The following is a 13,471-nucleotide window of genomic DNA, read 5'->3' as shown; positions in this document are numbered from 1 at the left end:
GGGTGCGGAATGATGACGTCCACGGGGGCAGGAACAGGGGTTCCGCCACAATCGTTGACCGTGGTGCACGTCTGAATGCCTTGAATACCTTTGAATCCTTTGAACACGTTGAGGAGCCACCAGTTGTCCGCCAGATCGACGGACCCCTCTGGGCACAGTCCCCGACCATCCCGCCAGGTACTTCGTGAGCACGGCACGCGGCGGGGTGGTGTTCGATGAGTGCCGTGAACGCCCTCCTGGGCCTGCTCGCGGTGTTCGCGCTGACCGCGGGCACCGGATACTTCGTCGCCCAGGAATTCGCGTACGTCTCCGTCGACCGGCTCGCCCTCGCGCGGGAAGCGCAGGCGGGTGACAGGAAGGCCGCCCGCGCCCTGAAGGTGCTGGAGCGGCTGTCCTTCATGCTCTCGGGCGCCCAGCTCGGCATCACCGTGACCGGCCTGATCGTCGGCTTCATCGCCGAGCCGTCCGTGTCCGCGCTGCTCAGGCCCGCCCTGAACGGCCTCGGCATCCCCGACGCCGCCGTCAGCGGCATCGCTGTGGTGCTCGCGTTCGTGCTGGCCACGGTCGTGCAGATGGTGCTGGGCGAGCTGGCCCCGAAGAACCTCGCCATCGCCGTCCCGGAGCGGCTGGCCAAGGCGCTGGCCACTTCCACGCTGGCGTATCTGAAGGTCGTCGGCCCGGTCATCCGGGTCTTCGACGGGGCGGCGAACAAGCTGCTGCGCAAGGTCGGCATCGAGCCCGTCGAGGAGCTGCACCACGGCGCGACCCTGGAGGAGCTGGGCCACCTGATCGGCGAGTCCCACGAGCAGGGCCACCTGCCCAGGGACACCGCCGAGCTGCTCGACCATGCCCTGGAGTTCTCCGACCGGACGCTGGACGAGGTGATGGTGCCACGCGTGGACGCCGTCTTCGTCCGCAAGGACGCCACCGCCGCCGAGGCGGTCGACCTGATCGGCAAGCACGGCCACTCCAACTACCCCGTGCTCGGCGACCACCCCGACGACGTCAGCGGCGTCCTCGGGGTCCGCGAACTGACCCGCCTGCCCGCCGGCCGTTTCACCAGCACCTCCGTGGGCGCGGTCGCCCGCCCCCCGCTGCTGCTTCCGGACACGCTGCCGCTGCCCGACGCCGTCGAGCGGATGCGTGAGCTGGACGACGAGTTCGCCGTCGTCCTGGACGAGCACGGCGGCGTCGCGGGCATCGTCACCTACGAGGACATCGCCGAGGAACTGGTGGGCGACATCGCCGACGAGTCCGACACCGTCACCGAGATCGCGGTCACGGACGGGGACGGCTGGCTGGTGGACGCCGGGCGTCGCCTGGACGAGGTGGCCGAGGCGACCGGCGTCGAGTTGCCCGAGGAGGAGGACTACGACACCGTGGCCGGCCTGATCGTCGACCGGCTCGGCCGCTTCCCGGCCATCGGTGACCGCCTCACCGTGGATCTGCCGGACGGCGGCAGCGCGGTGATCGACGTACGCAGCCTCGACCGGCACGTGCCGGAACGGGTACGGATCGAGCGGCTGGCTGCCGAGCTTGCGGAGGAGCAGGCATGAGTTTCCCGATGGCGCTCTTCGTCACCGTCCTGCTGCTGATCGGCAGCGGCTTCTTCGTCGCAGCCGAATTCGCGCTCGTCGCCGCCAAACGGCACCGTATGGAGAAGGCGGCGGCCGACGGGCAGCGCGGCGCCAAGGCGGCGCTCGCCGGGATGCGTGAGCTGTCGCTGATGCTGGCCGGTGCCCAGCTGGGCATCACCGTGTGCACGCTGGGCCTGGGGGCGGTGTCCAAGCCCGCGATCTCGCACGAACTCGACCCGCTGCTGCACACGCTGGGCCTGCCCTCCGCGCTCAGCTACGGCGTCGCGTTCGCCGTGGCACTGATCGTCGTGGTGTTCCTGCACATGGTGGTCGGTGAGATGGCGCCCAAGTCGTGGGCCATCGCCCACCCCGAGCGCTCGGCGATGCTGCTCTCGCCGGCCTTCCGGGGGGTGATCGCGGCCGTACGGCCGTTGATCCAGGTGCTGAACAAGATCAGCAACGGCCTGGTCCGCCTGTGCAAGGTCACCCCGCGCGACGAACTCGGCTCGGTCCACAACCGGGAGCAGCTCACCCACCTGGTCGAGGAGTCCGAACGGCTGGGCCTGATCAGCAAGGACGACTCCGAGCTGATCACCAAGTCGCTCACCGAGCCCCAGATGCCGGTGGGCGACCTCCAGATCCCGGCCGCCGAGATCATCTCGGTACCGGCGGGGGCCGATCTCGACACCGTCCTCGCCACGGCGGCCGAGCACGATCGCAGCCGCCTGCTGGTCCGCGACGGTCCGCTGGTCGTCGGCTCGGTGCACGCCCGTGACGCCCTGATCGCCCGCAGCCGGGGCCGCACCGCCACCGCGCGGCAGCTCGCGCGCCCCGTACCGGAGCTGGCGGCCGGGGACACGGTCGGCCACGCCATCGAGCAGCTGCGCGGGCGCCGAGCCTCCCTCGCCGTCGTCCGCGACGGCAGCGGGCGGCTCACCGGCCTGGTCACGCTGGACGACCTGCTGGCCCGCCTCCTGCACCCGCAGTCCGCGTAACGGAACCCGCAGCGCCCTGACCGAGCCGAAGGCTCGGTCAGGGCGGGCCTGCGGGCTCCGGGCTGCCCACTCCGACGGTAGTCACGGTGCGCGGACCCGTTTGGACGGGCGTCACGCCAGGCCGGAGCGCACCACGGTGACCGGGCAGTGCGCATGATGGAGCACGGCCTGGCTGACCGAGCCCAGAAGCAGTCCGGTGAATCCGCCCCGTCCGCGCGTACCGACCACCATCAGCTGGGCGCCACGACTCGCCTCGATCAGCGTGGGCCGCGTACGGCCTCGCACGACACGCGCATGCACGGTCACGTCAGGGTGCTCCTTCCGGTGGCCGGACAGGGCCTCGTCCAGGAGGCGCTCCTCGTGGGCCTGAAGCGTCTCGACGTCACCGGTCAGATCCACCGGTTCCACCGGGCGTGCGTCACCGTGGTCGCTCCACGCCCCCCACACGTGCAGCGCCACCAGGCCCGTGCCGCGCAGCGAAGCCTCCTCGAAGGCGAACGCGACCGCCCCACGGCTCTGGGGAGTGCCGTCCACCGCCACCAGCACGGGTCCGTCCCGCGTCGGTCGGTCCCGCACCACCATGACCGGGCAGTGGCTGTGAGCGGCCAGATGGACCGACGTCGAACCCAGCAGCAGTCCCGCGAAACCGCCCGAGCCGCGATGGCCCACCACCATCAGCTGCGCCGTCCGCGACTCCGCTTCCAGGGCTGTGACCGCCTCGCCCGCGATGACCGCGTGGTCGGCCAGCACGCCGGGCGCGGCAGCCAGGGCTCGTTCGACGGCTTCGGCGAGCAGATGCTCGACGGATTCCCGCACGCCCCCCGTGGGCGGGCCCAGCGGCGAGCCGCCGGGCGGAACGTGCATGGCGGGCCAGACGAAGGCATGCACCACATGCAGCCGGACTCGCCTCATCCGCGCCTCTTGTGCCGCGACCTCCACGGCGGCCAGCGCGGAGGGGGAGCCGTCCACTCCCACCACGACCCGCCCGGACATCACGCTGCGCTCTCCTCACCATGGCATCGACGCGGACCACGGCCCGGCGCCCTGCTCTCCCAGCCTCCCGCACCGGCCATACGGGCGCCACCAGGCGCAGGCCGGTCCCACCCCGGCTGAGCTGCACACGCAGCCGCCGTCAGCCGGTTCGGCGGTGGCCTGCCGCGCGGGCCGCGCGGAGGAGGGCCGCCCCGGCCAGGAAGCAGGCCAGGGCTGTGGTCGGCAGTCCGAACGGGCCGCGGTCGGCGGGACCGGCGACGGCCACGCCGAGCAGGCCGAGTACGCAGGCGGCGTAGCCGGCGGTGGTCGCGGTGGCGCGCGGCCTGGACCGGCCCAGTGCCCTCGGCGTCCACCAGGGGCGTGAGGCGACCTCGCCGCGCCGCATGCCGCGCCTTTCGACCCGGCCGAAGACCGCCACCAGCGCGCCGAGCGCGATCAACAGGACGGCAAGCCAGGGCAGTTTCCACAGCAGCCAGGCGCCCGTGTCGGTGGGGGGCTGGGGCAGCGGGACCAGGCCGGAGGCGTACGCGGCGGCGGCGACGAGCACGAATGCGCTCATGTGCCACAGCAGCACGGTGAGGATGACGGAGTTGACGGCGATCACGGCCATCCACGGCCCGAGGTGTCGCATCCCCCGGTTCCCGGCGTCGCGCAGCAGCAGGACCAGCCCGAGCTGTGCGGTGGCCGGCGCGAGCAGCGCGAGGGGCGGCGGTGAGAGGTTGCGCAGCGTCGTGCCGGGGATAAAGAAGTCACCTTCCTCGACGTCGACCATCCGGCTCCCCTGCTGGTCCGTGCCGACGGCACCACCTGCTGGCCCGAGCCTCACTCCTCCGCGCTCCCGCTCGGCTGGGACGATCACGGTACGGAGCCCCCGGAGCCGTTCCGCGGGTGCTTCCTCGACCGCGCTCATCTGCTCAAGGAGCGCGACCGGAGCCGCGTAGGACTGATCAATCGGGCCGGTTCTGGGTACCTGGTGGTGCGTGCAGCTCTGGCAGCAACTGACCCGCCGAGAGGGGTACCTGCCGATCGAGGATCATGGTCTGATCGGTGACGGCCGCGGCTGCGCCCTGGTCGGCCGGGACGCGGGGATCAGCTTCATGTGTGTTCCGCGCTTCGACCGGGACCCTGTGTTCTGCTCATTGCTCGACCGGCGTCATGGCGGTGGCTTCCGGCTCGCGCCGGACGGAGTGCGGGAGAGCCGCCAGCGCTACGTGGACGACACGGCCGTCCTGATCACGGAGCTTCGCACGGACACCGGCGTTCTTCAGGTCACGGACGCTTTCGCGCTGCGTCCTGGTGCACGTTTGGAGGAAGACGCGCCGGCAGCCGCGGGGGAGCTGCTACGCCATGTCCGCGTGGTCGAGGGCGACGTCACCCTTCGTATCCACCTGGAGCCACGCGGTGGCGCCCGCGTCCGTCGCCGGGGAGAAGACTGGACGCTCGACTGCGAGCGGCAGGGGATCACCCTGCGCCTGTGGTCCTCACCCCCGGTGACGCTTCCGGACAGCGACCTGACGCTCCACGCCGGACAGGAGCTGTTCCTGCGATTGCGCTGGGAGGGGTCGTCCAGCCCTTACCCGTCTGTGGATGCAGGCCTTGAGAGCACGGTGCGTGCCTGGAAGGGCTGGGCCGCTCGCGTGGTCGACGACGTACCGCGGTCCGACCTGGTGCGCCGGTCGGCCCTGACCCTGAAACTGCTGGACCACTTCGAGAACGGGGCGATCATCGCGGCTCCCACGTCGTCGCTCCCCGAGCACATCGGGGGGACACGCAACTGGGACTACCGCTATTCCTGGATCCGCGACGCCGCCTACACCGTCTTCGCGCTTCGCCGCATCGGACTGCCGTCGGAGGCCGGGGGCTTTCTGCGATGGGCCCTTGAGGCCGCTCGTCACAACCATCAACCGCGGGTTCTGTACGGCGTGGACGGCGAAGTCCCGCCGCCTGAGGTGGTGGACGACGGACTCGAAGGGTATCGCCGGTCCGCACCCGTTCGATGGGGCAACGCCGCGGTCGAGCAGACCCAGCACGACGTCTACGGGGAGATCCTGGACTGCGCCTTCCAGTGGGCAGCCACCGGAGGAACGTTCGACGCGACGCTGTGGGACTGGCTGGCCGGCCTCGCCGAGCGTGCCGAGCACGCCTGGCGCAGTCCCGACCACGGCATCTGGGAAGTCCGCACCTCCGGCAGACCCTTCACCTACTCCGCCGCCATGTGCCAGGTAGCCCTCGACCGGGCCGCCAGGCTCGCACACCGACTGAACCTGCCCGGCGACGCGGACCACTGGGCTCACGAAGCCGAGCAGCTCACTGAGCGCATCCTGCACCATGCCTGGAACGAGCAGACCCGTTCCCTGACCGAGCACCTGGGCGAGGGAGGGGGGCTCGATGCCTCCCTCCTCGCTCTGCCGCTGCGCCGGGTAGTGCCTGCCGACCATCCCAAGATGGTGGCCACCTGCCGGGCGACAGCCGAGCAACTGGGCGCGGGCGGGGGACTGCTGTACCGCTACCTGCCGGAGCGTTCACCGGACGGCATGGATCGTCAGCCCGAGGGCGCCTTTCTGCTGTGCAGTTTCTGGCTCGTGGACAACCTGACGGGGCAGGGCAAGATCGAGCAGGCCGGTGAACTGTTCGAGCACCTGTGCTCCCACGCCAACCACCTGGGGCTGCTGCCCGAGCAGATCGACCCGTCCGACGGCACGTATCTCGGCAACTATCCGCAGGCCATCAGCCACGTCGGTCTCGTCTCCAGCGCGGTCGCCCTGGCCCGCGCCATCCGGGGGGTACGCCCAGACCTCTCCACGGCGGCCTGGTTCTCCTGACTCATCGAGCAGCAGGCGGCTCCTCGCGGGCGGCAGGCCGCTTACGCCGTCACCCATCCCGGCGCCTTCGCGTCGTCACCGCACTCCCGCACTCCCGCACGCACACACCCTCGACGACTACCGCGGCCTCGCCCGCCGCCCCCTGCCTCGCCGCCGCCCTCGTCGCCTGCCTGCCCGGCCTTGTCAGCACCCCATGCCGCCGGTTGCGGAGTGCGTTCATCGGGCCTTGCCGTCGGACGGCGACTCGGCGCTTCCTGGCGGCGCGGGCCGCAGCAGGCTGAGCACGACGGAGGTGATCAGCACGGCCGCGATCACTGCGAGGCTGACGAGCGCGTTCACTTTGGGAACGCTGGTGCTGATGATCTCGTGGGACGCCTGAAGGATCAGTTTGACGGCGATGAAGGCGAGGATCAGTGCCAGGCCCTTGCTGAGATGGTGGAAGCGGTCCAGCAGGTCGGCGAGCAGGAAGTACAGGGCGCGCAGGCCGAGGATCGCGAAGGCGTTGCTGGTGTAGACGATGAAGATGTCGCTGCTGACGCCGAGGACGGCGGGCACGCTGTCGATGGCGAAGATCAGGTCGGCGCCTTCGACCGCTGCGACGACGGCGAGCAGTGGGGTGGCGACGAGTGTGCCGTTCTCCCTGAGGAAGAACCGGTTCCCGGCATAGTCGTCCCGGACGGTGACGACCTTGCGCAGGGCTCGTACGGCGATGCTCCTGCCCGGGTCGACGCTGCCCTCCCCCTTGGTGAGGATCTTGTACGAGCTGTAGAAGAGGAAGGCGGCGAAGACGAACATGACGGCGGTGAAGCGGCTGACGACCGCCACTCCGGCGGCGAGGAACAGGCCGCGGAAGACCAGAGCGCCCAGGACACCGAGGAACAGCACACGATGCTGGTATTCGCGGGGCACCTGGAAGTAGCCGAAGATCAGTGCGAAGACGAAGAGGTTGTCGACCGACAGGCTCTTCTCCAGCAGCCACGCCGTGGTGTACTCGACGCCCGCGGTGGTGCCCACCACGAGGAAGACGACCACGCCGAAGGCGACCGCCAGGCCCACCCAGACCCCGCTCCAGACGGCGGCCTCCCGTAAGCCGATGACGTGCGCCTTCCGGTTCACCAGCAGGTCGACCGCGAGGGCCACCACAACGGTGACGGCGAACGCGATCCAAAGCCACAGCGGAACGTCGTGCACGAGCTCAACCCCTCAGGCGCGGTCGACCGTAGGCTCTCCTGCCGAGTCTGGGGTACCCAGAGTGAGCCGTCGGCCATGTCGGCCGCGTTCGGTCGTCTCGACCACGCTGCACCGGGTGGCGTCGACGCGTAACGACGCCGTAGCGCGCACACAGGTCAGTCCGTGACCAGGAGTTTGTGTCGAGGGCCCGGCCTCGGGTAGTCGGTCCCAAAGTCCGGATAGGAGGTGAGAGCGGTGATCGCGTTGGGATTCTTGCTGGCGCTGGCCACTGGCGGGTTCGCGGGCATCGCGGTCGCGGAGAACTTCACGGGTGGACCTGAGTACGCGGTGGAGATCTTCGGTAATCAGATCGCGACGCTGAGTCCGCCCGGGCTCTTCCTTTCCGGCGTGGCGCTGGCGTTGATCTTCTGCTTGGGGCTGGCGATGATCGCCGCCGGGCTGAAACAGCGACGGCGCGTGCGTCAGGCCCTCGCATCCGCGTCGACGACGAGCGACCCAGGGACGTCGCTACCGTCGAAGCCGGCCCACCGGCGTCGTCGGCACATCTTCGGGCACTGACGGATCCCACAGGGGCGCGGGCGGCGCTCCCGGCTCCTGGCGTTCCCGGGAGCGGAGCCGACGCACGAGGAACCGGTCGGGGAGGTGGCTGCCGTGCGGGCGACATTCTCACTGGGGCATGTGGCGGGCATCCGGGTGGGCGTGCATTGGAGTGTCCTGGTCATCTTCGCTCTGATCCTGTTCGGGCTGGCAGAAGGCGGCTTCCGGGAAGCTCATCCGGATCGCCCGACATGGCAGTACTGGCTCGCCTCGGCGGCGACTGCGGCCGTCTTTCTTCTGTCACTGCTGGCTCACGAGATCAGCCACGCGCTGGTGGCCCGCCGCAACGGTGTGTCCGTGGACGACATCACCCTGTGGCTCCTCGGGGGACTCGCCCGGCTCAAGAGCGAGGCGTCAAGCCCGGGTGCGGAACTGCGGATCGCCGGTGTGGGGCCCCTCGTCAGCCTCGTGCTCGGTGTCCTGTTCGCCCTGGCAGCCGGGCTGGTGGCCGCATTCTCCGAAGCCGCGCTGGTGGTGGAGGCGCTGGTCTGGCTGGCGGGGATCAATATCCTGCTTGCCGTCTTCAATGCCCTGCCCGCCGCGCCTCTCGACGGCGGGCGGCTGCTGCGCGCGGTCGTGTGGTGGAAGACCGGCAGTCGGCTGCGTGCCACCGCGGTGGCCACGACCGCAGGACGGGTTCTGGGATGGGCGCTGGTGGGTGTCGGCCTGTACCTCGTCCTCGCCGGGGCTTTGTTCAGCGGCATCTGGCTGGTGGTCATCGGCTGGTTCGTCATCGCGATGGCCACCGTGGAAGGCGGCCAGGCGAGACTGCGTGAACTGCTGGGTGGCATCCCCGTGGGCGAGGCGATGACGCCCGACCCGGTGACCGTCCCGGCCGCCACCACGGTCAGCGAGTTCCTCGCCGACCCGCGCTTTCGTTTCCGTCACTCGGCCTTCCCCGCCGTCGACGACGGGTACACCGCGGTCGGCCTGGTCACGCTGAAGGGCGCCGACGCGGTCCCGGAGAAGGAACGTCCGTCCACCTCCGTCGCACAGGTCATGGTGCCGCTCGACGATCTGCCGACTCCCCGCCCCGACGACCCGCTGGCCCGGCTCGTGCCCGACCTGGAGGCCAGTTCCGCCCATCGTGCCCTCGTGCTGGAAGACGGCCGACTGGTCGGCATCGTCACCTCCTCGGACATCAGCCGGGTCACCTCCTGGCTGAGCTCGTCGTCCGCGTGGCGGCGCAAGACCCTGTGACGAAGCTTCACCCGTCACGTGCGACCGCTGGACGGCCGTCATGACCACATGCCCGACGTCGCCCGTAGCACTTCAGCAGCTCTTCAGGGGCACACATCCAGGCGGCGTTCGGGCGCCGACGCCGACACGGTGGCGTCGATGTCGATGTCGATCCAGCCGGGCAGCCGCTTGCCCGGCACGAAAGCCACGGGCAGCCGCCCGGCCGCACACGCAGCAGCAGACCGCTCCGGCATGCCCGATTCTCGGCCACCACTGCCGGGGCATCAGGTGCCGGCCAACATCGCTGCATGTCCTCGGACCGGGGACCGATGGAGCACGTGGCCCCGGTCACGGCTCAGGCTGGGCCATCACCGCATCGCTGTCCGGGGTCCGGGGCGCCGAGCGGTGGCGACGGGCGCCGAGCGGGCTGAGTTCGAAGGCCAACCGTCCCAGCGCAATAAGGGTGCCCTGCCCGAACACGAGAATCAGCCACCACCCGACATCCCAGTACCAGTTCTCGCTCCAGGGCTGTGTGATCGCCAGCGTCCCGATGAGGTGGGAGACAGCGATGACGATGCCCGTCCGCCGCTGCCGGGGGCAAAGGAACGGCAGCATCGCCCAGAGCGCGGAGACCAGCACCAGCCAGGGGGTGAAGAACGGCAGACCGGACATGAGGGGCCTCGATATCGGTGGAGAGCGCAGTCCGGCTACCGTCGCACCGGCGGTGCCGTGGCACCAGCTCGGCTGCATATCGCCCGGATCACGATGCGCCCCTGGCAGCCCGCCGGGTGGGCTTGTCACATGCGCGGCTGGCTCCGAGAGCAGGAGCAGGACGATTCCCGTTCCCACACGCGAGGTCATCGCAGGAGATCCTCCACGGTGGGCACCTGGAAGTCCGAGAGGTGACGGCGGCCGAGCTCGGTGAAGGGGTGCATGAGTACGGACATCGGCTTGGTGCGGCACAGACGCATCCGCCCATGTGGTCAGTCCGTGAGGGAGGCGAGCCAGGCGGTCAGGAGACGGTTGACCTCCTCCGGGCGTTCCTGCTGGATCCAGTGGCCGCAGCCGTCCAGGATGTGCGAGGAGACCAGGCCGGGGAGCGTGGCCGGGTAGGCGTCGATCGCGTCGGCCATCCAGGTCGTGGAGGCGTCCAGGCCACCGCCGATGAACAAGGACGGCTGCCTGAGCGGGGCGCCGCTGTGCGGGGCCAGGTCCTCCCAGTCGCGATCCATGCTGCGGTAGCGGTTGAGTGCCCCGGTCATGCCGGTGCGCTCGAACTCTCCGGCGTACACGTCGAGGTCGTCCTCGGTCAGCCAGGCGGGGAGCGGGCCGCTCGGGAAACGGTCGCGCAGTCGCCCCGCGCCCCGGTTCACGAAGTGCGGGTCGGGCTCGCTCTGGCCCGGCATGGTGTCGGCGGACAGGGCGGCGAAGAAGCCCGCGAGCCAGCCCCGGACGTCGGGCTCCATCTCGGCCTCGGCGCGGCCGGGCTCCTGGAAGTAGGACACGTAGAACTCCTGCTCGGGGCCTCCGATCCGGGTGAAGACGTCGGTGGGGCGGGGGCCGCCGGGCGGGGCGTAGGGAACGCTCAGCAGTCCGACCGCGCGGAAGATGTCGGGGTGGAGCAGGGCTGAGGTCGCCGCGATGTTGGATCCCCAGTCGTGCCCGATGATCACCGCCCGGTCCTCGCCGAGGGCGCGCACCAAGGCGACGTTGTCCGCCACCAGGTCGAGCATGCGGTACTCGTGCGTCGCGGCGGGCTTGGAGGAGCGGCCGTAGCCACGCACGTCCAGTGCGACCGCCCGGTACCCCGCCGCCGCGAGGGCCGGGAGCTGGTGGCGCCAGGAGTACCAGGACTCGGGGAAGCCGTGCACGAGCAGGACCAGCGGCCCCGTGCCCTGCTCGACCAGGTGCAGCCGTCCGGCGGGCGCCTCGACGGTGCGGTGGCGCAGGCCGGCGGATGGCGTGGGCTGGGGCATGGTTCTCTCCTCGGATTCCGGGGGGCCGCAGGTGCACACCGATGATGCGCTGCGGCGGCCAACCGATGTGACAGACCTTGCCGTTCTGGCAACGTGGCACGCACGCCGACCTTGTAGGTGCTGCTGCAGCTCGTGAGGGCGTACGGCCTCTCCCTGGACGAGCCGGCAGGCACCGCGTCCGCCGCGACGGCCGGAGCGCCCCCGTCCGCGCCGCAGAGTCGCGGCGACGGCAAGACGGTTCTGCCCCTGACCCGCTACGTCGGGGGCCTCCGCGACGACCTGGCCGACATCGGTGCCGACCGTCAGGACACGCCTGGAGCGCGCTGTCGGCGTACTGACCCTGGTCTGCCGAACAGTGCCCGTGACGCATCATGTGGACTGCGTCGCCTTCCTTGAACTGGCCGTGAAGGGCTCCTGACCTGCGGTGGTGCGCAGTTCAGCGGAGTCGTAGGGCATCGAGCGCTGTAAGGGCCACATGGAATTCCGTGCGCTGTTCGCCGGATTCGAGGTCGCAGTCGAGTATCCGCTCGATGGTGCGCAGCCGCTGGTAGACGGTTTCGCGGGACAGGCCGCCGGAGCGGGCGGCCACCGTCTTGTTGCCTGCCGCGTCCAGGTAGTGGCGCAAGGTGGTCAGCAAGTCCGTGCCGCGGCGGGCGTCGTGGTCGACGAGTCGGCCGAGTTGCCGTTCGGCGTAGTCCTGGATCCGGGTGTCGTCGCGGAGCGCGAACAGCAGGCGGCGCAGACCGATGTCGGATCGTTCATGGTAGGAGCGTCCCGGCGGCAGCGGCCGGCCGGGCTCGGTGGCTTCGGCGACGCGGACCGCCTCGCGGTAGGAGCGGGCGACCCCGTGGAGATCTGTGACCTCGCCGCCGACGCTCACCGTCGTTCCGGGCACCAGGTCGAGTGCGGCGCGGCTCAGATGCTCGACCACGGGCCGCCACGGCTGGGCGCGGCGCAGGGACAGCAGGATGCCGAGGCGGGTGGGGCCGAGCCGACCGACGAGGGCCTGTGATCCCTTTGTCTTCAGTTCCTCGGCGAGGACGGCTTCCGTCTTCGTCGTCTCGTCCTCATGCGGAACGTCCGCCAGTACGGCGATGAAGCGGGCGTCCTTCGTGGGGAGGCCCAGCGCGGAGACCCGGGCGTCGGCGTCCGCGGGTGAGCGATGGCGCTGTTCGACGAGGTCGCGCAGGACGTTGCGGTGTGCGGTGCGTTCCCAGGGCGCGGGGTGGATGAGGCGGGCGATGGTGAGGGCCATCGCGGTTCTCTCCAGGACGGTGACGTCCTCGGGGCCGAAGGCCGAGGGAGCGGTCGGGCCGGGCGGGGCGGGGAGCATCGCCACCCTGCCCCAGCGCTCGCCCTGGTACTCCACGGGTGCCACGAGCCAGCCCTCGGGGCCGGAGACGGTGGCGTGGTCGACGGGCGGGGTCGCTCGGGAGCGCTGTTCCCATCCGGTGAGCGCCTCCTCGACCGTGTCACCGGAGGGCTCGCAGATCAGGGCCTGGTGGACCAGATTCTCCAGTACGACCGTGTGGCCGCTCATCTCCGCGGCGGCGCATACGACGTCCTCCGGTTCGGCGCCGCGCAGCGTCAGCGCGGTGAACGCCTCGTGGATGCGCTGGGTCCGGCGCATCACCTCCGCCTGGTTGCCCAGGATGAGGGCGTGGACGACCTGGGTGACCTCCAGGAAGTTGACATCCCTGGCCAGGGTGACGAGGGGGAGGCCCCGGGCCTGGCAGGCGCGGACCAGGGCGTCGGGCGGACGGTGGTAGCGGCGGACCAGTTCGATGACGAGGGCCGCCGCGCCGATGTCGGCGAGTTCGTCGACGTACCGGCGTACACCGGCCGGTTCCTCGGGCAGGGGCATGCCGGTGGTCAGGACGAGTTCGCCGCCCTTGAGGAAGGAGGCGGGGTCGGTCAGCTCGGTGATGTGGACCCAGCGGACCGGCCGGTCGAGGTGGGTGACGCCGGTGACGACCTGGGGATGTCCGGCGGTCATGACGGGGAGGGCCAGGACGTCGGCGACGGTGAGCGGTCGGCCGACGCTGTCCGCGTCCCGGCCCGGCCCGGAGGCGTCAGGGCCGTCGGTGCCAGGCTCCGCAGCCGTGTGGTGCTTGTCGTTCACGGTGCCTCCATGGGGTCCC

Annotated in this window: 12 protein-coding genes; 5 read left to right on the top strand and 7 right to left on the bottom strand. The window is 70.6% G+C overall.

The features are described 5' to 3' along the window. Positions 1 to 215: 215 nt before the first annotated feature. On the top strand, positions 216 to 1,556 hold the full coding sequence (locus KWI83_RS18320) for a hemolysin family protein (protein ID WP_218515425.1): 1,341 nt from the start codon (positions 216 to 218) through the stop codon (positions 1,554 to 1,556). Then, positions 1,553 to 2,572, top strand: a complete 1,020-nt coding sequence (locus KWI83_RS18315) for a hemolysin family protein (RefSeq protein ID WP_218515424.1) — start codon at positions 1,553 to 1,555, stop codon at positions 2,570 to 2,572. Before KWI83_RS18320 ends, KWI83_RS18315 begins: the two co-directional genes overlap by 4 nt. Before the next feature lie 111 nt (positions 2,573 to 2,683). Here the strand turns inward: KWI83_RS18315 and KWI83_RS18310 are convergent, their stop codons facing one another. Both KWI83_RS18310 and KWI83_RS18305 read right to left on the bottom strand, forming a co-directional pair. After that, positions 2,684 to 3,565: a universal stress protein gene (locus KWI83_RS18310; RefSeq protein ID WP_218515423.1), complete on the bottom strand. Its 882-nt coding sequence runs from the start codon at positions 3,563 to 3,565 to the stop codon at positions 2,684 to 2,686. A gap of 139 nt (positions 3,566 to 3,704) precedes the next feature. After that, on the bottom strand, positions 3,705 to 4,391 hold the full coding sequence (locus KWI83_RS18305) for a hypothetical protein (protein WP_218515422.1): 687 nt from the start codon (positions 4,389 to 4,391) through the stop codon (positions 3,705 to 3,707). A 154-nt stretch (positions 4,392 to 4,545) separates the two neighbouring features. Between KWI83_RS18305 and KWI83_RS18300 the strand changes: the two genes are divergently transcribed. Then, positions 4,546 to 6,387, top strand: coding sequence for a glycoside hydrolase family 15 protein (locus tag KWI83_RS18300; RefSeq protein ID WP_218515421.1), 1,842 nt, complete (start codon positions 4,546 to 4,548; stop codon positions 6,385 to 6,387). A 216-nt stretch (positions 6,388 to 6,603) separates the two neighbouring features. On the opposite strand, the gene KWI83_RS18295 is transcribed toward KWI83_RS18300, so the two are convergent. Continuing rightward, on the bottom strand, positions 6,604 to 7,578 hold the full coding sequence (locus tag KWI83_RS18295) for a TerC family protein (RefSeq protein WP_218515420.1): 975 nt from the start codon (positions 7,576 to 7,578) through the stop codon (positions 6,604 to 6,606). A gap of 234 nt (positions 7,579 to 7,812) precedes the next feature. On the opposite strand from KWI83_RS18295, the gene KWI83_RS18290 reads away from it, so the two are divergent. Both KWI83_RS18290 and KWI83_RS18285 read left to right on the top strand, forming a co-directional pair. Next, entirely contained in the window at positions 7,813 to 8,136 is a 324-nt protein-coding gene (locus tag KWI83_RS18290; protein WP_218515419.1) for a hypothetical protein, read from the top strand. A 93-nt stretch (positions 8,137 to 8,229) separates the two neighbouring features. Beyond that, the gene (locus KWI83_RS18285) at positions 8,230 to 9,375 is read left to right on the top strand and encodes a site-2 protease family protein (RefSeq protein ID WP_218515418.1); all 1,146 of its coding nucleotides are present in this window, start codon (positions 8,230 to 8,232) and stop codon (positions 9,373 to 9,375) included. 83 nt (positions 9,376 to 9,458) lie between these two features. Here the strand turns inward: KWI83_RS18285 and KWI83_RS18280 are convergent, their stop codons facing one another. From KWI83_RS18280 to KWI83_RS18265, 4 genes are all read right to left on the bottom strand, one after another. Beyond that, complete coding sequence (locus tag KWI83_RS18280; protein ID WP_218515417.1) at positions 9,459 to 9,608, bottom strand: hypothetical protein; 150 nt, start codon at positions 9,606 to 9,608, stop codon at positions 9,459 to 9,461. Positions 9,609 to 9,702: 94 nt separating this feature from the next. Beyond that, a complete protein-coding gene (locus KWI83_RS18275; protein ID WP_218515416.1) occupies positions 9,703 to 10,026 on the bottom strand; it encodes a hypothetical protein in 324 nt (107 codons plus the stop codon). A 311-nt stretch (positions 10,027 to 10,337) separates the two neighbouring features. Continuing rightward, the gene (locus tag KWI83_RS18270) at positions 10,338 to 11,330 is read right to left on the bottom strand and encodes an alpha/beta fold hydrolase (protein WP_218515415.1); all 993 of its coding nucleotides are present in this window, start codon (positions 11,328 to 11,330) and stop codon (positions 10,338 to 10,340) included. 436 nt (positions 11,331 to 11,766) lie between these two features. After that, positions 11,767 to 13,452, bottom strand: coding sequence for a PucR family transcriptional regulator ligand-binding domain-containing protein (locus KWI83_RS18265; protein ID WP_218515414.1), 1,686 nt, complete (start codon positions 13,450 to 13,452; stop codon positions 11,767 to 11,769). Positions 13,453 to 13,471 lie beyond the last annotated feature (19 nt).

The organism is Streptomyces sp. TRM70350 (assembly GCF_019219825.1).
Classification (GTDB): Bacteria; Actinomycetota; Actinomycetes; order Streptomycetales; family Streptomycetaceae; genus Streptomyces.
This window is presented reverse-complemented; position numbering and strand designations above follow the sequence as displayed.